The organism is Vulcaniibacterium tengchongense (genome assembly GCF_003814555.1).
Taxonomy (GTDB): Bacteria; Pseudomonadota; Gammaproteobacteria; order Xanthomonadales; family Xanthomonadaceae; genus Vulcaniibacterium; species Vulcaniibacterium tengchongense.
On the sequence record NZ_RKQN01000001.1, the window covers coordinates 251302 to 269233 of the forward strand.

General features: G+C 72.6%; 17 protein-coding genes. 8 read left to right on the plus strand and 9 right to left on the minus strand.

The window, feature by feature from the left end; translation table 11 throughout:
• Window positions 1-91: 91 nt before the first annotated feature.
• The 5 genes from EDC50_RS01200 to EDC50_RS01220 form a co-directional block, all read right to left on the minus strand.
• A complete protein-coding gene (locus tag EDC50_RS01200; RefSeq protein WP_123768656.1) occupies window positions 92-316 on the minus strand; it encodes a YbdD/YjiX family protein in 225 nt (74 codons plus the stop codon).
• Window positions 300-2360: a carbon starvation CstA family protein gene (locus EDC50_RS01205; RefSeq protein ID WP_123768657.1), complete on the minus strand. Its 2061-nt coding sequence runs from the start codon at window positions 2358-2360 to the stop codon at window positions 300-302. The genes EDC50_RS01200 and EDC50_RS01205 overlap by 17 nt, the downstream gene beginning before the upstream one ends.
• A 132-nt stretch (window positions 2361-2492) precedes the next feature.
• A complete protein-coding gene (corA, locus tag EDC50_RS01210; RefSeq protein WP_199742045.1) occupies window positions 2493-3497 on the minus strand; it encodes a magnesium/cobalt transporter CorA in 1005 nt (334 codons plus the stop codon).
• Between the two features lie 193 nt (window positions 3498-3690).
• Entirely contained in the window at window positions 3691-4953 is a 1263-nt protein-coding gene (locus EDC50_RS01215) for a lipoprotein N-acyltransferase Lnb domain-containing protein (protein WP_123768659.1), read from the minus strand.
• Window positions 4919-5785 (minus strand): CorC family transporter, encoded by an 867-nt coding sequence (locus EDC50_RS01220; protein ID WP_123768660.1) that lies wholly within the window; start codon window positions 5783-5785, stop codon window positions 4919-4921. Before EDC50_RS01220 ends, EDC50_RS01215 begins: the two co-directional genes overlap by 35 nt.
• A 282-nt stretch (window positions 5786-6067) precedes the next feature.
• On the opposite strand from EDC50_RS01220, the gene EDC50_RS01225 reads away from it, so the two are divergent.
• Window positions 6068-6565: a hypothetical protein gene (locus EDC50_RS01225; protein ID WP_242002932.1), complete on the plus strand. Its 498-nt coding sequence runs from the start codon at window positions 6068-6070 to the stop codon at window positions 6563-6565.
• A 325-nt stretch (window positions 6566-6890) separates the two neighbouring features.
• Here EDC50_RS01225 and ybeY read toward each other — a convergent pair whose 3' ends face one another.
• The 3 genes from ybeY to EDC50_RS01240 form a co-directional block, all read right to left on the minus strand.
• On the minus strand, window positions 6891-7370 hold the full coding sequence (gene ybeY / locus EDC50_RS01230) for an rRNA maturation RNase YbeY (protein ID WP_123768661.1): 480 nt from the start codon (window positions 7368-7370) through the stop codon (window positions 6891-6893).
• 8 nt (window positions 7371-7378) lie between these two features.
• On the minus strand, window positions 7379-8365 hold the full coding sequence (locus EDC50_RS01235; RefSeq protein WP_123768662.1) for a PhoH family protein: 987 nt from the start codon (window positions 8363-8365) through the stop codon (window positions 7379-7381).
• 79 nt (window positions 8366-8444) lie between these two features.
• On the minus strand, window positions 8445-8645 hold the full coding sequence (locus tag EDC50_RS01240) for a hypothetical protein (protein WP_123768663.1): 201 nt from the start codon (window positions 8643-8645) through the stop codon (window positions 8445-8447).
• A gap of 530 nt (window positions 8646-9175) precedes the next feature.
• Here EDC50_RS01240 and EDC50_RS01245 point away from each other — a divergent pair.
• The 5 genes from EDC50_RS01245 (at window position 9176) to EDC50_RS01265 (ending at window position 14625) form a co-directional block, all read left to right on the plus strand.
• Window positions 9176-9853: a TetR/AcrR family transcriptional regulator gene (locus EDC50_RS01245; protein WP_123768664.1), complete on the plus strand. Its 678-nt coding sequence runs from the start codon at window positions 9176-9178 to the stop codon at window positions 9851-9853.
• Between the two features lie 15 nt (window positions 9854-9868).
• Window positions 9869-10849 carry an HlyD family secretion protein gene (locus EDC50_RS01250; RefSeq protein WP_123768665.1) on the plus strand — a complete coding sequence of 327 codons (981 nt, stop codon included), beginning with the start codon at window positions 9869-9871 and terminating at the stop codon, window positions 10847-10849.
• Window positions 10850-10863: 14 nt separating this feature from the next.
• Complete coding sequence (locus EDC50_RS01255; RefSeq protein WP_123769591.1) at window positions 10864-11793, plus strand: ABC transporter ATP-binding protein; 930 nt, start codon at window positions 10864-10866, stop codon at window positions 11791-11793.
• Window positions 11790-12893, plus strand: a complete 1104-nt coding sequence (locus tag EDC50_RS01260; protein ID WP_123768666.1) for an ABC transporter permease — start codon at window positions 11790-11792, stop codon at window positions 12891-12893. The genes EDC50_RS01255 and EDC50_RS01260 overlap by 4 nt, the downstream gene beginning before the upstream one ends.
• A 70-nt stretch (window positions 12894-12963) precedes the next feature.
• A complete protein-coding gene (locus EDC50_RS01265) occupies window positions 12964-14625 on the plus strand; it encodes an amidohydrolase (protein WP_123768667.1) in 1662 nt (553 codons plus the stop codon).
• 51 nt (window positions 14626-14676) lie between these two features.
• Here the strand turns inward: EDC50_RS01265 and miaB are convergent, their stop codons facing one another.
• A complete protein-coding gene (gene miaB, locus EDC50_RS01270) occupies window positions 14677-16092 on the minus strand; it encodes a tRNA (N6-isopentenyl adenosine(37)-C2)-methylthiotransferase MiaB (RefSeq protein WP_123768668.1) in 1416 nt (471 codons plus the stop codon).
• A 151-nt stretch (window positions 16093-16243) separates the two neighbouring features.
• On the opposite strand from miaB, the gene EDC50_RS01275 reads away from it, so the two are divergent.
• Window positions 16244-17179 (plus strand): lytic transglycosylase domain-containing protein, encoded by a 936-nt coding sequence (locus tag EDC50_RS01275; RefSeq protein ID WP_123768669.1) that lies wholly within the window; start codon window positions 16244-16246, stop codon window positions 17177-17179.
• 139 nt (window positions 17180-17318) lie between these two features.
• A complete protein-coding gene (gene petA, locus EDC50_RS01280) occupies window positions 17319-17930 on the plus strand; it encodes a ubiquinol-cytochrome c reductase iron-sulfur subunit (protein WP_123768670.1) in 612 nt (203 codons plus the stop codon).
• The last annotated feature ends 2 nt before the right edge of the window (window positions 17931-17932 follow it).

Genomic DNA, 17932 nt, shown 5'->3' on the forward strand with positions numbered 1-17932 from the left:
GCGGATGCCGCCGCCGCGCATGCGTGCAAGCCGACAAAAAAGGCGCCATCCGCGGATGGCGCCCGTCTCGTTGGCCCGATGCGGCCGCGGCTCAGCAACAGCGGCTGCGCCCCTTGCCGTAGCGCGCGTCCATGCGCTCGCGGAAGAACTCTTCGCGGCTCATCGGCGCAAGCCCCGGATGCGTGCGGCGCACGTGCTCGACATAGACGTCGTAGTCCGGGATCCCGATCGCCAGGCGCGCGGTCTGGCAGCTCGCGCGCCACCAGCGCGCGAGCAGGTCCAGCGCCAGGCGGCCGAGGTCAGCGGGCGACCGCATCGAGCGCGACATAGTCGGTCTCCTTCGCCGTCGGCGCGTGGCTGCGGCGGGCGGCGAGCGCGGCGCGCAGGCCGAAGAACACCGTCGCCAGCACCACCAGCACGAACAGCGCGCACAGGGCGGCATCGAGGTAGTTGTTGAAGATCACCCGCGACATGTCCTCCATCGACTTGGCCGGCGCCAGCACCTCGCCGCGGGCGGCGGCGTCGGCGAACTTGCGCGCGTTGGCGATGAAGCCGATCTTCGGATCCGGGTGGAACAGCTTCTGCCAGCCCGCCGTGAGCGTGCAGATCAGCAGCCACGCGGTCGGGATCAGCGGGATCCACAGGTACTTCTCGCGCTTCATCTTCACCATCACCACGCTGCAGAACACCAGCGCGATGCCCGCCAGCATCTGGTTGGCGATGCCGAACAGCGGCCACAGCGTGTTGATGCCGCCCAGCGGGTCGACCACGCCCTGGTAGAGGAAGTAGCCCCACAACGCCACCGCGATCGCGGTGCAGGCCACGTTCGCGGCCCAGCTCTCGGTGCGCTGGAACGGCGGGTAGGCCAGGCCGACCAGCTCCTGGATCATGAAGCGGGCCACGCGCGTGCCGGCATCGACCGTGGTCAGGATGAACAGCGCCTCGAACAGGATCGCGTAGTGGTACCAGAAGGCCATCATGCCTTCGCCCGGGACCAGCCCGTGCAGGATCTGGGCCATGCCCACGGCCAGCGTCGGCGCGCCGCCGGTGCGCGACAGGATGGTGCTTTCGCCGATCTCCTTCGCGGTCGCGGTCAGCACGTCGGGCGTGAGCACGAAGCCCCAGTTCGAGATCGCGGCCGCCGCCGACTCGGGCGTGGTGCCGATCAGCGCGGCCGGCGCGTTCATCGCGAAGTACACGCCCGGCTGCAGCACGCAGGCGGCGATCAGCGCCATCACCGCGACGAAGGCCTCCATCAGCATGCCGCCGTAGCCGACCATCGGAATGTCGCGTTCGTTCGACACCATCTTCGGCGTGGTGCCCGAGCTGATCAGCGCGTGGAACCCGGACACCGCGCCGCAGGCGATGGTGATGAACAGGAACGGGAACAGCTTGCCCGAGAACACCGGGCCGGTGCCGTCGACGAACCGGGTGATGGCCGGCATCTGCAGGTCGGGCATCGCGATGACGATGGCCACCGCGAGGATCAGCACGGTGCCGATCTTGAGGAAGGTGGACAGGTAGTCGCGCGGCGCCAGCAGGAACCACACCGGCAGTACCGAGGCGACGAAGCCGTAGCCGATCATCAGCCAGGCGAGCGTGGTGCCCTTGAGGTGGAAGGCCGGGCCCCAGGCCGGGTCGGCCGCGACCTTGCCGCCCAGCCAGATCGCCAGCAGCAGCAGGACGAACCCGATCACCGAGACCTCGAGGATCCGTCCCGGGCGGAAGTAGCGCAGGTACAGGCCCATCAGGATCGCGATCGGGATGGTCATCGCCACCGTGAACGTGCCCCAGGGGCTTTCCGCCAGCGCCTTGACCACCACCAGCGCCAGCACCGCCAGCAGGATCACCATGATCATCAGGATGCCGATCATCGAGATCACGCCGGCGGACGGGCCCATCTCGGCGCGGATCATCTCGCCGAGCGAGCGGCCGTCGCGGCGGGTGGAGAAGAACAGCACCAGCATGTCCTGCACCGCGCCGGCCAGGACCACGCCGAACAGGATCCACAGCGTGCCGGGCAGATAGCCCATCTGCGCGGCCAGCACCGGGCCGACCAGCGGGCCGGCGCCGGCGATCGCGGCGAAGTGGTGGCCGAACACGATGCTCTTGGCGGTCGGCACGTAGTCCAGGCCGTCGTTGCGCCGCCACGCCGGGGTGGCCCGGGTGGCGTCCACCATCAGCGCGTTGCGCGCGATGTACAGGCCGTAGAACCGGTAGGCGATGGTGAACACGGATACCGCCGCGACCACCAGCCACATCGCGCTGATGGTCTCGCCGCGGTGCAGGGCGACGGTGCCGAGGCAGAAGGCGGCCAGCACCGCGAGCGCGGCCCAGCCGAGCCAGGAAAAAGCTTTCATGACGACTCTCCGGAAGAGACCGTCGAAGGGTCGCGCCTGCGGGGCAGGCGGTCAATGCGCGGCGCGCCATGCCGGCTGCTACTTTGGTCTAAGCCCCGTGAAACCGCCGCGGCAAGCGCCCCGGATCGCCGGTCACAGCCACTTCGCGCGGCGCAGAAACCCGTACAGCACCGCGCACACCAGCGCGGTCGCGCCGATCATCACCGGATAGGCGTAGCGCCCGTGCAGCTCGGGCATGTGCTCGAAGTTCATGCCGTACCAGCTGGCGATCAGGGTCGGGGCGGCCAGCAGCGCGGCCCAGCCGGCCAGGCGCTTGACCACCTCGCCCTGGTGGATGGTCACCAGCGACAGGTTCACGCTCATCGCCGCGGTCAGCATCTCGCGCAGGGTGTCGGTGGTCTCGTTGATCCGCACCACGTGGTCGAGCACGTCGCGGAAATACAGCCGGCTTTCCTCGTCGATCAGGCCGCCGCGCGGCCGCGCCAGCTGGCCGAGGATGTCCTGCAGCGGCGTCACCGCCATGCGCAGGCGGGTCAGTTCGCGCTTGAGGTCGTACAGCTGCCTGACCGTGTCGCGGCGGAATTCCTCGGCGAACACGTCCTGCTCCAGCTCGTTCAGGTCCTGGCTGAACTCCTGCACGATCGGCAGGAAGTTGTCGACGATCAGGTCCAGCACCATGTACAGCGCGGCGCCGGGGCCGGGATGCTCGAGCTCGGGCGCCTCGCGCTCGAAGCGGGCGCGCGCCGGCGCGTAGCTGGTCGACGCACCGTGGCGCACCGTGACCAGGTAGCGCGGCCCGACGAAGACGTGGGTCTCGCCGAAACGGATGTGGCTGTCCACGCTCTGCGCGGTGTGCACGACGACGAACAGCGAATTGCCGTACGCCTCGAGCTTGGGCCGCTGGTGCGCGTTGCGCGCGTCCTCGACCGCCAGGTCGTGCAGGCCGAACTCCTCCTGCAGCTTGGCCAGGATGCCCTCGTCCGGCTCGTACAGGCCGACCCAGACGAAGCTGCCGTCGTCGACCGCGAGCACGTCGCTGATCGCGTCGATGCCGATGTCGCGGCGCGTGCCGTCGCGGCCGTACGCGGCGCAGTTGACCACGCATTGGGGCAGGGTGGGATCCTTCATGGCCGGCATCGTGCCCCGGCGCAGCGGGGGCGGCAAGCCTGCCGGCGTGCGCGCGGCTCGGGCACTTCCGGCCGAACGCGCCGGTGGCGGATCGGCGGCGTGGCCGTGCCGCGCGGCCGAGCCTGCTCGTCGGCCTGCGCGCCTGCTCGGTGTCCGCGCGCGTCCGCGGCCGGACCCGGGTCTGCACGCTGGACGGAGAGGCTCAGCGCCTGCGCAACCCCAGCCACAGGCCGACGTGCAGCGGCAGCAGCAGCGCGATCCAGTGCGCGTTGCGCTGCGGGTAGATCGGCAGCCAGTAGAAGAACAGCGACAGCGCGGCGACCGCCGCGACCAGCCCGAGCATGCGACCGAACCAGGGACCCGGCGCCCGCCCGCGCAGCATCGTCCAGCCGCCCGGCAGCGCCAGCCAGCACAGCGGGCTCAGCAGCAGCAGGTTGCGGTTCGCCCAGCCGTAGCGGTGCTCGGTGCCGAACCAGATGAACAGCATCAGCGCGCCGGCGACCCCGGCCAGGCTCCAGAACGGCAGCGCCAGGCCCGCCACGACCCGCGGCCGGCGCGCGCCGAGCCAGGCCGCGCCGAGCCCGAGCGCGAGCCCGGCGAGCAGCCATGCGCTCCAGCGCACCGGCCAGTCGCGCGGCTCCGGCGGCAGCCGGTGCGGCAGCACGTCCTGCTCGGCCGCCACCAGCGGGCGGCCTTCGCCGTTGCGGCTCTCGCGCAGTGCCGCGGCCAGGCGCATCGGCACGAAGGCCTCGCTCCACAACGGCAGCGGCCGGTCCGCGGCGGGCCCGAGGCCGAGATCGAAGCCCAGCCACATCCACGGCGCCGGCGAGGCCAGCCGCACCGCCTCGCTGCGGTAGGTGCTGCCGTGCGAGCGGCCTTCCAGCTGCCGGCGCAGGCCGCCGCCGAGCGCGCGGTCGAGCGCGTCGCGCACGCGCGTGGAGCAGTTGTCGTCGAAGTACTGGTAGCCGTAGAAGGCGTTGTCCGGCTTGGCGTTCTCCGCCAGCGCCGCGGCCAGGCCGCGCGCCTGCGCCTCGTCGAGGTCCAGCCACTGGATCGCCACGCCGCGGCCTTCGTCGCGGTACTGCACCAGATCCTGCTCCAGCGGCAGCGCGGCGAGGCGGTAGCGCATGTCGCCGCGGACGAAGCGGGCGACGAAGTCCGGCTCGCCCGGATCGAAGAAACCGAAGTTGTACGAAACGGCCTGGCCGCTGCCCGGATCGAGCACGACCAGCGCGTTGTGGCCGAAGCGCTCCCAGAAGATCTCGCCCGGCTGCATCGTCGCCACGCCGATCCGCGGCGCGGCGGCGAACGCGGGTGCGGCGAGCAGGGCCAGCGCCAGCCACAGCAGGCGGGGCCAAGCGGCAAGCCGCGCGGGCCGCCGGCCCCGTCCCGGCGCAGCGTTCCGCGCCGCGGCGCGGCGCGACGCCGCCTCAGGCGCCACCGAGCACACCCACGTGGAAGGCATGCACGCGGCGGGCATCGGCGCCGGAGACGCGGAACACGAAGCGGCCCAGGGTCAGCTCCTCGCCCTGCTCGGGCAGGTGGCCGATCGCGGCCGTGACCAGCCCGCCGATGGTGTCGTACTCGTCGTCGTCGAAGTCGGCGCCGAAACGCTCGTTGAAGTCTGCGATCGGGGTCAGCGCGTCGACCACGAACTGGCCGTCGGCCTGCGCCGCGATCAACGCGTTCGGGTCCTCGGCGTCGTCGTGCTCGTCGTCGATGTCGCCGACGATCTGCTCGAGCACGTCCTCGATCGTGACCAGGCCGGCGACGCCGCCGTGTTCGTCGATCACGATCGCCATGTGGTTGCGCGACTGGCGGAACTCGCGCAGCAGCACGTTCAGGCGCTTGGATTCGGGGATCAGCACCGCCGGACGCAGCAGCGCATGGATGGTGGCCGGGCCGTTGTCGGCGACCACGCCGCGCAGCAGGTCCTTCGCCAGCAGGATGCCGAGGATCTCGTCCTTGTCCTCGCCGTGCACCGGGAAGCGGGAATGGCCGGACTCGACCACGCGCTTCATCAGGTCCAGCAGCGGCGCATCGGCCGGCAGCGAGACCATCTGCGCGCGCGGCACCATCACGTCGCCGACGGTCAGGTCGGAGACGGCGATCGCGCCTTCCATCATCCGCAGCGTGTCGGCGGCGATCAGGCCGTCGGCGTGGGCGTCGCGCAGCAGTTCGACCAGGTCTTCGCGGCTCGTCGGCTCGCCGGACAGGGCCGAGCTGAGGCGTTCGAGCCAGGAGCGCCGTTTCTCGGGTTCCGGCGCGTGGTTGCTACTACTGTCGTCCTCGGACATTCGTGTTCAAAAAAGGCGCCCGGTGGGGATGGGGCGTCCGGGCCAAGTCTAGCGCGGAAGGGCGCGGGCTGCTCGCGGGCCGGCCGCGCGCGCCGGATGGGGCGCCGGGGCGATGCGGGGGCGCGTGCGATCGGCCGGGTCGGAATAGGCCCGAGGCCCGATGCGGCAAAATCCGAGCCCGCGGCGCGGCGGAGCGCGCCTGGCCGCCGGACCGGCCCGCGGCCAGACTCGTGCCGCCGCCCCCGGGCGGCGAGCCACGATGTCACTTCAAGGAGGAATCCGATGCGTCCATTCGCTTTCGCCCTCGCCGCGGCCGCGTTGAGCCTGGCCGCCGCCGTCCCGGCCGCCGCCGCGCCCGCCCGGGTCGCGCAGGCCGGGCCTTACGTCGATATGTCGGCCTACGTCAGCGGCGACGCCCAGATCGACGCCTGGTACGGCGGCCGCGTGCGGCTGCAGCGGGATTTCGACGCGATCTGCGGCGACACCTTCTGCGAGGGCGACTACAGCAACATCCAGCCGCTGCGTTTCGTCTGCTCGGTGCACCAGGCCAGCGGCCGCCTGGGTGGTTGCGTGTGGACCTTCGCGGCCAGCGACGAGGCCGTCGATCCGCGCACCGGCGCGATCGCGGTGCGGCCGCAGGTATGGCGCTGCCCGGTGCCGCTGGCGCCGCGCACCACCGCCGAGGCGCTGCTCGCGGTGCTGGCCGCCGAATCGCCGCTGTACGCGCCGCTGCCGGGCACGGACCGCTCGATCTACGACGGCCTGATCGATTGTCTGTAGCGCTTCGCAGCGGGGCCGGCGTTCCGACGACGGCGCGTGCCCCGGCGCGCCGGCCCCCTCCGGTTCCATCGGAAGGGGGGAACGTGCCGGTCGGCTGCGCCGCCGGGGCGAGCGCCACGGCTCGCGGATGCGCGCGCCCGGCAAGTCGGACCGCGCCTCGCCGCGCGCGATCCGGCTTGCGCCGAAGCGTCGGCCTGGTATCGCTTTCCGTGCCCGATCGGTGGCCGCCGGCCCCGGACGAAATTCCGCAGGCGAAGGCCCGCTGCGCGCGGAGGCGGCGGCGCGGACAGTCGCCGTGGCGCGGTCAGCGGCGCCAGGCGCTGCTCTAGAGCCGGTACGGATCCCCGATGCCCAGCCCGGCGAGGATCTCGCGCTCGAGCTGCTCCATGCACTCGGCTTCGCGCTCGTCCTCGTGGTCCCAGCCCAGCAGGTGCAGCACGCCGTGCACGGTGAGATGGGCGTAGTGCGCGGCCAGGGGCTTCTTCTGCTCCTTGGCCTCGCGCGCGACCACCGGCGCGCAGATCACCAGATCGCCGAGCAGCGGCATGCGCACGCCCTCCGGCAGGCCTTCCGGCAGCTCGGCCGGGAAGCTCAGCACGTTGGTCGCGTAGTCCTTGCCGCGGTAGTGGTGGTTCAGCGCACGCCCTTCCTTGGCGCCGACGATGCGGATCGCCAGGTCGGCCTCGCGGATGCGCCCGGCGAGCGCGGCGGCGACCCACTTGCGGAAGCTGAGCGGCGAGGGAATGCCGGCGCGTGGCACCGCATAGCTGATCGCGACGTCGAGACGGACGGGCCCCCGGGTCATGCGCGCGCTCAGCCCGTGCGCCCGGACGCGGCGTCGGTCGCATCGCGCGCGTCGTAGGCGTCGACGATGCGCGCGACCAGCGGGTGGCGCACCACGTCGCGCGCCTCGAAGAAGGTGAAGCTGATGCCGTTGACCCCGCGCAGCACGTCGAGCGCGTCGCGCAGCCCGGACTTCTGGTGCCGCGGCAGGTCGATCTGGGTCAGGTCGCCGGTCACCACGGCGGTGCTGCCGAACCCGATCCGGGTCAGGAACATCTTCATCTGCTCGATCGTGGTGTTCTGCGCCTCGTCGAGGATGACGAAGGCGTCGTTAAGCGTGCGTCCGCGCATGTACGCCAGCGGCGCGACCTCGATGACGTTCTTCTCCAGCAGCTTGACCACCTTCTCCACGCCGAGCATCTCGTACAGGGCGTCGTACAGCGGACGCAGGTAGGGATCGACCTTCTGGGTCAGGTCGCCGGGCAGGAAGCCGAGCTTCTCGCCGGCCTCCACCGCCGGCCGGACGAGCACCAGCCGCTGCACCCGCGATTCGTTCAGCGCCTCCACCGCGCTGGCGACGGCGAGGAAGGTCTTGCCGGTGCCGGCCGGGCCGATGCCGAAGTTGATGTCGTGGGTGGCGATGGCGTGCAGGTACTTGGCCTGGTTGCCGCCGCGGCCGCGGATGGTGCCGCGCTTGACCCGGATCGCGACCTCCTGCGGCTCGATGTCGTCCGCGACGGTGCGGTCCGCGTCGGCTTCGGTCAGGCGCAGGTGGATGTCGGGTTCGCTCAGCGTTTCCTCGCCGGCATCGCGCCACAGTTCGCGCAGCAGCGTCTCGGCCTTGGTCACCGCGGCCTCCGGGCCGGCGACGCGGAACACGTTGCCGCGATTGGCGATTTCCACGCCCAGGCGCAGTTCGATCAGGCGCAGGTGGGCGTCGAAGGGACCGCTGAGGTTGGCCAGGCGCTCGCTCTCGGCCGGTTCCAGGGCGAATTCGGAGGTGGTCAGGGCAGGCATGGGGGAGTCGTAGGTGCGGCTTGTCCGCGCCGCAGAAGCGGAAGCTTGCGCCGCGGCGGGGATTTTCGCAAAAGCGGCGTCAGCGCCGGGTGCGGCCGCGGCGCAGCGCGCGGAAGGTCAACGGCAAGCCGAGCGCGAGCAGGCCCAGCGAGCCGTACAACCACAGCCGGGTCGGCGCATCGGCCAGGAAATCGGCATCGCGCAGCGCGCGGGCCAGCACCCGCAGCAGGCCGAGCACGGCGAGGCCGCAGAACCACAGCCCGAGCGCGGCGCGGCGCAAAAGCCCGGAGGGTGTGGCAGGGGGCGAGGCGGGATGCGGCTCCATACGCGGGCAAGGCAGGCCGAAACCGCCACCTTACCGCGGCCGGCGCGATCCGCGAACCCGCAATGCGCGCCGGCCGCGGCCAGTGCCGGGGTGGCCCGAGGAGCGTGGGCCCGTGCGACGGATCCGCGCACTTCGCGCGAGCCCGCATCGGCATGCGGGCGCGGTCGATCCGGGACGCGCGGGCCGCCGTTCCCGTGCGCGATGGCGGACGCCGTTCGCACGCCCTTGCGGAGCATCTGGCGATCGGCGGCATCCGCGCGGGCGCCGTTCGCCGGCCGGGGCGAGAGGCCGGATGCGGGTGGCCGTGCGGAGCGATGCGCCTGAGGCAGGGGCGCGCGAGCCGGCCGACACCCGCACCGCACCCGGCACCCGGCACCCGGCACCCGCGCCACGTACTGCCCGTCCTCCGCGGCGCCTCGCCGCCGGCGCTGCCGTTCGTCGGCCGATACTTGTTTCTAATTAATCGTTGAATTAAATATCGCGGCATGAGCACGCCTTCCTCCAAGGCCAAGCCCCGGGCACGCCAGCAGGCCGCGCGGCGCGCCCCGGGCCGTCCCGCTGCCGCCGGCCATCCGCAGTTGCGCGAGCGCCTGCTAGACGCGGCCATCGCCTGCTACGTGCGCCAGGGCATCGCCGCCACCGCGCTGCGCGCGATCGCCGCCGAAGCCGGGGTCAATCCGGCGCTGGCGCACTATTACTTCGGCGACAAGACGCAGTTGCGCGACGCGGCGATCGCCGAGCGGATCCTGCCGGTGTTCGAGCGGCTGCGCGAACTCCTGCTGCGCGAGACCGACATCGCCGGGCTGGTCGCCGCATTCGTGCAGGGCGTGGGCCGCATCGTCGCCGAGCATCCGTGGCTGCCGCCGTTGTGGGTGCGCGAGGTGCTGTGCGAGGGCGGGGCGTTGCGCGACCTGCTGTTCGAGCGGATCGGCCCGCAACTGCCGCAGCTGATGGCGCGGCGCTTCGCCGAGGCGCAGGCGCGCGGCGAGCTCAACGAGGATCTCGACCCGCGCCTGCTGATGGTGTCGCTGGTCGGGCTGACCCTGTTCCCGGCCGCCGGCGCGCCGATCTGGCGGCGCCTGTTCCAGGCCGACGATCTCGACTTCGATGCGCTGCGCCGGCACACGCTGGCGCTGCTCGACCGCGGCCTCGGCTGCGGCTGACAGGAGACTCCGCCGATGCCACGCCGCACCGCACCTGCCGCCTGCCCCATCCCGCGTCGCCCGCTGGCCTGGCTGGCCGCGCTGCTGCTGGCCGGCTGCAGCGACGCGCCGCCGCAGGCGCTCGGCACCCTGGAGTGGGACCGCATCGCCCTGCCGGCGCCGGCGGCGGAGAAGATCGTCCGCGTCGACGTGCGCGAAGGCCAGCGCGTCGCGGCCGGCGCGCGCCTGCTGCAGCTGGAGCCGATCCGCACCGAGGCCGAACTGCAGGCGTTGCGCGCGCGGGCGCAGCAGGCGGGCGAAGCCCTCGCCGAGTTGCGCGCCGGCCCGCGCACCGAGCAGCTCGCCCAGGCGCGGGCGAACCTCGCCGCGCTGCAGGCGCAGGCCGCCGACGCGCAGGGCTACTACGCGCGCCTGCAGCCGCTCGGGCGGCAGCGCCTGGTCGCCGCATCCGACGTCGACCGCGCCCGCGCCGCCGCCGAGAACGCGCAGGGGCAGGTGCGCGCCGCGCGCGCGGCGTTGCTGGAACTGGAGCGCGGCACCCGTCCCGAGCAGATCGCGCAGGGCGAAGCGGCGCTGGCCGCGGCGCGCGCGCAGGCCGCGGCGCAGACCGCCACCCTGGAGAAGCTGGACGTGACCGCGCCGCGCGCCGGGGTGGTCGACAGCCTGCCGTACCGCCTCGGCGACCAGGCCCCGGTCGGCGCGCCGCTGGCGATCCTGCTGGTCGGCGAGGCGCCGTACGCGCGGGTCTACGTGCCCGAGCCGATCCGCGCGAACGTGCGCGTCGGCCAGGCCGCGCGGATCCACGTCGACGGCCGCGAGGGCGCGCTGCGCGGGCGCGTGCGCACGATCCGCAGCGAGCCCAGCTTCACCCCGTACTACGCGCTGACCGGCGACGACGCGGCGCGGCTGAGCTACCTGGCCGAGATCGAGCTGACCGACGAGGCCGCGCGCGACCTGCCGGCGGGCCTGCCGGTGCGGGTGGAGTTCCCGCGGTGAGCGCGGACGTCGCGATCCGCGCCCGCGGCCTGAGCAAGCGCTTCGGCGCGCTGGTCGCGGTCGACCGCGTCGACCTGACCGTGCCGCGCGCCCACGTCTACGGCTTCCTCGGCCCGAACGGCTCCGGCAAGTCGACCACGATCCGCATGCTGTGCGGGCTGCTCACGCCGAGCGAGGGCGAGATCGAAGTGCTCGGCCTGCGCGTGCCCGAGCAGGCCGAGGCGCTGCGCCGCCGGATCGGCTACATGACCCAGAAGTTCTCGCTGTTCGAGGACCTGTCGGTGCGCGAGAACCTGGAGTTCCTGGCCGCGGTGCAGGACATTCCCAAGGCGCAGGCGGCGGCGCGGATCGACGAGCTGCTCGCGCAATACCGCTTCGGGGACCGGCAGAAGCAGCTCGCCGGCACGATGAGCGGCGGCCAGAAGCAGCGCCTGGCCCTGGCCGGCGCGGTGATCCACCGGCCGGAACTGCTGTTCCTCGACGAGCCCACCAGCGCGGTCGACCCGGAGTCGCGCCGCGACTTCTGGGAGACGCTGTTCGACCTGGCCGACGCCGGCACCACGATCCTGGTGTCGACCCATTACATGGACGAGGCCGAGCGTTGCCACCGCATCGCCATCCTCGACCGCGGCGCGCTGGTCGCCGACGGCACCCCGGCCGAGTTGACCGGCGCGCTGCGCGGCCGCACCGCCGAGGTCCGCGCCGCGCAGCCGCGTCGCGCGCAGCACGCGCTGTCCGGGGTGCCGGGCGTGCTCAGCGTCGCCCAGATCGGCAACAGCCTGCGCGTGCTCGCCACGGCCGACGGCGACGTCGCCGGGCGCCTGCGCCGCGCGCTGCGCGAGGCCGGCCTGGACGGCGAGGTCGAGGCCGCGCCGCCGAACCTCGAGGACGTGTTCGTGTCCGCCACGCAGGGGCGCGCGCCGGCCCGGGAGCGCGCCGCATGAGCGGCCGGCGCCTGCTCGCGATCGTGGTCAAGGAACTGCGCCAGCTGCGCCGCGACCGGATCAGCCTGGCGATGATCCTCGGCATCCCGATCATGCAGCTGGTGCTGTTCGGCTATGCCATCAACCTCAACCTGCGCGGCCTGCCGGCGGCGATCGCCGACGAGGCCGGCAGCGCCGGCTCGCGCGCGCTGGTGATGGACATGCTCGCCACCGGGGTGATCGAGCCGGTCGCCCAGGCGCGCAGCCCGCAGGAGCTGATGGACCTGCTGCGCGCCGGCAAGATCGGCGTCGGCGTGGCGATCCCACGCGATTTCGAGCGACGCCGCCACGAGGGTCGCGAGGCGGTGCAGGTGCTGGTCGACGGCAGCGACACGGTGGTGCAGAGCGCGGCCATGCAGCTGGCGCAGGTGCCGCTGGATCCGGTCCTGCCGGGCAGCGCGCGGCCGCGGCAGATCGGCGGCGGCCGGATCGCCGTGGTCGCGTTCTACAACCCGGAACGGCGTTCGCCGGTGAACATCGTGCCGGGGCTGATCGGCGTGATCCTGACCATGACCATGGTGATGTTCACCGCCGTGGCGATCGTGCGCGAACGCGAGCGCGGCAACATGGAGCTGCTGATCGCCACCCCGGTCAGCCGCGCCGAGCTGATGATCGGCAAGGTGCTGCCGTACGCCGGCATCGGCCTGGTCCAGACCACGGTGATCCTGCTGCTGGGCATGTGGCTGTTCCAGGTGCCGATCCGCGGCGGCGTGCTCGACGTCTACCTGGCGGCGATCCTGCTGATCCTGGCGAACCTGACCCTGGGCCTGCTGATCTCGACCAAGGCGCAGTCGCAGTTCCAGGCGATGCAGATGACGTTCTTCGTGTTCCTGCCGTCGATCCTGCTGTCGGGCTTCATGTTCCCGTTCGCCGGCATGCCGAAGCCCGTGCAATGGCTGGCCGAGGCGCTGCCGCTCACGCATTTCCTGCGCCTGGTGCGCGGCATCATGCTGCGCGGCGCCGGACTGCTGGAGCTGTGGCCGGACGTGCTCGCGCTGCTGGCGTTCACCGCGGCGATGATGAGCCTGGCGATCCTGCGTTTCCGCAAGCGGCTGGATTGACGCCGCCGCGCTTGCGTCCGCGCCCCGGCTGCGCAAAAGTCGCCGGATTCGGACACGAGCGGAGGGGCGGATGCGCGGATTCGGACGGGCGCTGGCGGGCGCGCTGCTGGGCCTGCTGGCCGGGGCGGCGTCGGCGGAAGTGACGGTGCTCAGCGCCGCGCGCATCCACACCATGGATCCGGCGCGGCCGCAGGCCCGGGCCATGGCCTACGACGAAGACGGCCGCATCCTCGCGCTCGGCGAGCCCGACGAACTGCGGCGCCGCTATCCGCGCGCGCGCCGGCTCGACGCCGGTGCGTCCACGGTGATCCCGGGCCTGATCGACGCGCATGGGCACGTGTCCGGGCTCGGGCTGGCCCACCTGAGCGCCGACCTGGTGGGCGCCCGCGGCAAGGACGAGGTGCTGCAACGCCTGCGCGAGTTCGCCGCGGCGCTGCCCGGCGACGCCTGGCTGATCGGCCGCGGTTGGGACCAGAACGACTGGCCGGACAAGCGCTTCCCGACCGCGGCCGATCTCGACGCGGCGTTCCCCGGGCGCCCGGTCTGGCTGGAGCGCATCGACGGCCACGCCGGCTGGGCCAACAGCGCGGCGATGCGCGCGGTCCGGCGCGACCTCGCCGGCGACTGGCAGCCCGACGGCGGCCGCATCGAGCGCAACGCGAACGGCGAGCCCACCGGCATCTTCATCGATGCCGCGATGGCGCTGATCGACCAGGCGCGCCCGCCGCTCGACGAGGCCACCGCCGAACGCGCGCTGGTGCTCGGCATGCAGGAGGCGGTCGCGCACGGCCTCACCGGTGTCCACGACGCCGGCATCAACCTCGCCGAGCTGCAGCGCTACCGCCGCCTCGCCGACCGCCACGCGCTGCCGCTGCGCGTCACCGCGATGGCCGCGGGCGACGGCGATGCGCTCGCGTTCCTGTGCGAGCACGGCCTCTACCGCCATCCCGGCGGCCGCCTGCAGATGCGCACCGTCAAGGTGTACGCCGACGGCGCGCTCGGCAGCCGCGGCGCCGCGCTGCTGGCCGACTACAGCGACGATCCCGGCAACCGCGGGCTGATGCTGAGCCCGCCCGCGGAGTTGCGCCGCATCGCCGCCAAGGCCAAGGGCTGCGGCGTGCAGGTGGCGACCCATGCGATCGGCGACCGCGGCAACCACGAGGTGCTCGACGCCTACGCGCAGGCGCTCGGCGCCGACGCCGGCGGCGACCACCGCTGGCGCATCGAGCACGCCCAGGTGCTGTCGCCGCGGGACCTGGGCCGGCTCGCGCAGCTGCGCGTGATCGCCTCGATGCAGCCGACCCACGCCACCAGCGACATGCCCTGGGCCGAACAGCGGCTGGGGCCGGAACGGATCGTCGGCGCCTACGCCTGGCGCCAACTGCGCGACAGCGGCGCGCGGCTGGCGCTGGGGTCGGACTTCCCGGTCGAATCGGTGGACCCGCGCCTGGGCCTGTACGCCGCGGTCGCCCGCGCCGACGCCGGGGGCCGGCCCGCCGGCGGCTGGATGCCGCAGGAGAAGCTCACCGCGTTCGAGGCCCTGCGCGGATTCACGCTCGATGCCGCGTATGCGGGGTTCTCGGAGAACGAGGTGGGCAGCCTCGCGCCGGGCAAGCGCGCGGACTTCGTGCTGCTGAAGGAGGATCCCTTGGCGGTGGCGCCGGAACGGCTGCGCACGCTCACCGTGCAGGCGACCTACCTCGACGGCAAGCCGGTGTACCCAGCACGGTGACCGCCGCGGCGGCGCCTTCGCGCCGCCGGCACCGGAGCCCGGCGCCCGCCGTCAGGCCGCGTCCGCGGTGAGCACGCGCCCGCGCAGCGAGTTCGCCAGCGCCTCGGTGATCACCACGTCGACGAACTGGCCCACCAGGCGCGGATGGCCGGGGAAGTTCACCGAGCGCATGTTCTCGGTCTTGCCGGTCAGTTCGTCCGGGTTCCTCTTCGACGGCCCCTCGACCAGCACCTTCTGCACGCTGCCGACCATCGCCTCGCCGATCCGCCGCGCGTTGGCGTTGATCGCCGCCTGCAGGCGCGCCAGGCGCGCGTGCTTCTCCTCGCTGGAGACGTCGTCGGGCAGGTCCGCGGCCGGCGTGCCCGGGCGGCGCGAATAGATGAAGGAGAACGACTGGTCGAAGCCCACGTCCTCGATCAGCTTCATGGTCTTCTCGAAGTCCGCCTCGGTCTCGCCGGGGAAGCCGACGATGAAGTCCGAGGACAGCGAGATGTCCGGGCGCACCGCGCGCAGCTTGCGCACCTTCTGCTTGAACTCCAGCGCGGTGTAGCCGCGCTTCATCGCGGCGAGGATGCGGTCGCTGCCGGACTGCACCGGCAGGTGCAGGTAGTTGGCCAGCTTGGGCACGTCGCGGTAGGCCTCGACCAGCGAGTCGGAGAACTCCAGCGGGTGCGAGGTGGTGAAGCGGATGCGGCCGATGCCGTCGATCTCGGCGATCGCCCGGATCAGCAGCGCCAGGTCGGCGATCTCGCCGGTGGGCCGGCCGTCGTCGCCCAGGATCGGGCCGCGGTAGGCGTTGACGTTCTGGCCGAGCAGGGTGACCTCGCGCACGCCCTGCGCGGCCAGGTCGGCGACCTCGACCAGCACGTCCTCGAACGGCCGGCTGATCTCCTCGCCGCGGGTGTAGGGCACCACGCAGAAGCTGCAGTACTTGCTGCAGCCCTCCATGATCGAGACGAACGCGCTCGGCCCCTCGGCGCGCGGCTCGGGCAGGCGGTCGAACTTCTCGATCTCGGGGAAGCTGATGTCGACCTGTGGCAGGCCGGTCTCGCGCTTGGCGCGGATCAGTTCCGGCAGGCGGTGCAGCGTCTGCGGCCCGAACACCAGGTCGACGTAGGGCGCGCGCTTGACGATCGCCTCGCCTTCCTGGGAAGCGACGCAGCCGCCCACGCCGATCAGCACCGGCCGCTCGCCCTGCTTGAGCTGCTTCCAGCGGCCGAGCAGGCTGAACACCTTGTCCTGGGCCTTCTCGCGGATCGAGCAGGTGTTGACCAGGACCACGTCGGCTTCGGCCGGGTCGTCGGTCAGTTCCATGCCCTCGGCGGCGGCGAGCACGTCGGCCATCTTGGCCGAGTCGTACTCGTTCATCTGGCAGCCGTGGGTCTCGATGAAGAGCTTCGGGGTCCGCGCCGGGGCGGCGGCGGTGTCGGCGCGCGCGGGCGCGGCCGGGGAGGCGGTGTCGGTCATGGGCGATCCGGGGCGGGCGGCGGTTAATCCGGGCCGGAAAAGGCCATAGTCTAGCGCGCCCGCGGCCGGCCCCGGGCGGCGGTCACGTTTTTCGATCCGTAGCCGGTTCAAGCACTTGGCAACGGCGCCGGGACGGTGGAGACTGCCGCGCATGAGGGGGGCCGCATCGGCGTTGGGGATCGTCTGCCTGTTGGCCGCGGCGCCGGCCGCGGCCGGCACGCTGTACCGTTGCGAAGGCGCCGACGGCGTGCGCAGCTACGTCAGCAAGCGCGTGGCCGGGGCCGCGTGCACGGTGATCAGCCAGGACCGCGGCGGCCGCCGCGCCTCCGCGCCGAAGCCAGAACCGGCCGCGCCCGAAGCCAGGGCGATGGGCGCGGTGAGCCCGGCCACCGCGACCGCCACCGTGGCCGCCTCGGTCGCGCCCGCCCCCGCGCTGGCCACCGGGGCGGTGCCGACGTCCGCGCCGCCGCCCGCGCCGGCCCGTGCCGGGGCGTTGCCGACCCGGCGGGTGCAGGGCCAGATCTACTCCTATATCAAGGACGGCGTCCGCCACTACACCAGCCAGCCCCCGCGCGGCCTGGCCAACGCCACCGCGGTGCGGACCATCCGCTACAGCTTCATCGAGACCTGCTACGCCTGCGCCGCCCGGCCGGGCGTGGACTTCGGCCGCGTGCGCCTGAACACCGACGCCTACCGCGACGAGATCGCCGCCGCCGCGCGCCGGTTCGGGGTCGACGAGGCCATCGTCCGCGCCATCATCCACGCCGAGTCCGCCTACAACCCCAACGCGCTGTCGCGCGCCGGCGCGCAGGGGCTGATGCAGCTGATGCCGGCCACCGCGCGCCGGTTCGGGGTGGGCAACCCGTTCGACGCGGCCCAGAACATCCAGGGCGGGGTGCAGTACCTGGCCTGGCTGCTGAAGCGCTACAACAACGACCTGACCCTGGCCGCGGCCGGCTACAACGCAGGCGAGGGCGCCGTCGACAAGTACGGCGGGGTGCCGCCGTATGCGGAAACCCAGCGCTACGTGCAGCGGGTCGCGGTCCTGGCCGAGCGCTACCGCAGCGCCGTGGCCGTGCTGCGTTGAGCCGCGGTCCGGCGCGGCGCGCGGCCGATTGTCCTGCCATTCACGCTTCCGCTACACTTCCGTGTCTTTTGAGCCGCGAGCCGTCGCCAGTGGCGCTGGCGTCGCGGCGTAACTTCCGATCAGCTTTGCGGAGTGCCGGATGGCCAACCAAGGGGTCAACGATCCTGTCAACCTGGGCCGCCGCCGGTTCCTGACTGCGACCACTGCGGTGGTCGGCGCGGTCGGGGCCGGGTTCGTGGCGGTGCCGTTCATCAAGTCCTGGAACCCGAGCACCCGAGCCAAGCTGGCCGGCGCCCCGGTGACCGCGGACATCAGCGCGCTCGGCGAGAACCAGCGCCTGATCCTGGAATGGCGCGGCCAGCCGATCTGGATCGTCAAGCGTTCCAAGGCCGTCCTCGACGCGCTGCCCACCCTCGACGGCGAGCTGCGCGATCCCAAGTCCGAGAACAAGGACCAGCAGCCGGCCTACATCAAAGGCGAGTTCCGCTCGCTCAAGCCGGAGATCTCGGTCCTGGTCGGCCTGTGCACCCACCTGGGCTGCTCGCCGGAGATGAAGGCCGAGATCCGCCCGGAACCGTTCGACCCGAACTGGAAGGGCGGCTATTTCTGCCCCTGCCACAAGTCGCGCTTCGACATGGCCGGGCGCGTGTTCCAGGGCGTGCCGGCGCCGTCCAACCTGCTCGTGCCGCCGCACCACTACGCCGACGACAACACCATCGTGATCGGCGTCGATCCGCAAGGGGCTGCGTAAAC

Coding starts and splice junctions, on each gene's coding strand:
- EDC50_RS01200 (WP_123768656.1), bottom strand. CDS start 316: ATGCGGTCGCCCGCTGACCTCGGCCGCCTGGCGCTGGACCTGCTCGCG.
- EDC50_RS01205 (WP_123768657.1), bottom strand. CDS start 2,360: ATGAAAGCTTTTTCCTGGCTCGGCTGGGCCGCGCTCGCGGTGCTGGCC.
- corA (WP_199742045.1), bottom strand. CDS start 3,497: ATGCCGGCCATGAAGGATCCCACCCTGCCCCAATGCGTGGTCAACTGC.
- EDC50_RS01215 (WP_123768659.1), bottom strand. CDS start 4,953: ATGCCTTCCACGTGGGTGTGCTCGGTGGCGCCTGAGGCGGCGTCGCGC.
- EDC50_RS01220 (WP_123768660.1), bottom strand. CDS start 5,785: ATGTCCGAGGACGACAGTAGTAGCAACCACGCGCCGGAACCCGAGAAA.
- EDC50_RS01225 (WP_242002932.1), top strand. CDS start 6,068: ATGCGTCCATTCGCTTTCGCCCTCGCCGCGGCCGCGTTGAGCCTGGCC.
- ybeY (WP_123768661.1), bottom strand. CDS start 7,370: ATGACCCGGGGGCCCGTCCGTCTCGACGTCGCGATCAGCTATGCGGTG.
- EDC50_RS01235 (WP_123768662.1), bottom strand. CDS start 8,365: ATGCCTGCCCTGACCACCTCCGAATTCGCCCTGGAACCGGCCGAGAGC.
- EDC50_RS01245 (WP_123768664.1), top strand. CDS start 9,176: ATGAGCACGCCTTCCTCCAAGGCCAAGCCCCGGGCACGCCAGCAGGCC.
- EDC50_RS01250 (WP_123768665.1), top strand. CDS start 9,869: ATGCCACGCCGCACCGCACCTGCCGCCTGCCCCATCCCGCGTCGCCCG.
- EDC50_RS01260 (WP_123768666.1), top strand. CDS start 11,790: ATGAGCGGCCGGCGCCTGCTCGCGATCGTGGTCAAGGAACTGCGCCAG.
- EDC50_RS01265 (WP_123768667.1), top strand. CDS start 12,964: ATGCGCGGATTCGGACGGGCGCTGGCGGGCGCGCTGCTGGGCCTGCTG.
- miaB (WP_123768668.1), bottom strand. CDS start 16,092: ATGACCGACACCGCCTCCCCGGCCGCGCCCGCGCGCGCCGACACCGCC.
- EDC50_RS01275 (WP_123768669.1), top strand. CDS start 16,244: ATGAGGGGGGCCGCATCGGCGTTGGGGATCGTCTGCCTGTTGGCCGCG.
- petA (WP_123768670.1), top strand. CDS start 17,319: ATGGCCAACCAAGGGGTCAACGATCCTGTCAACCTGGGCCGCCGCCGG.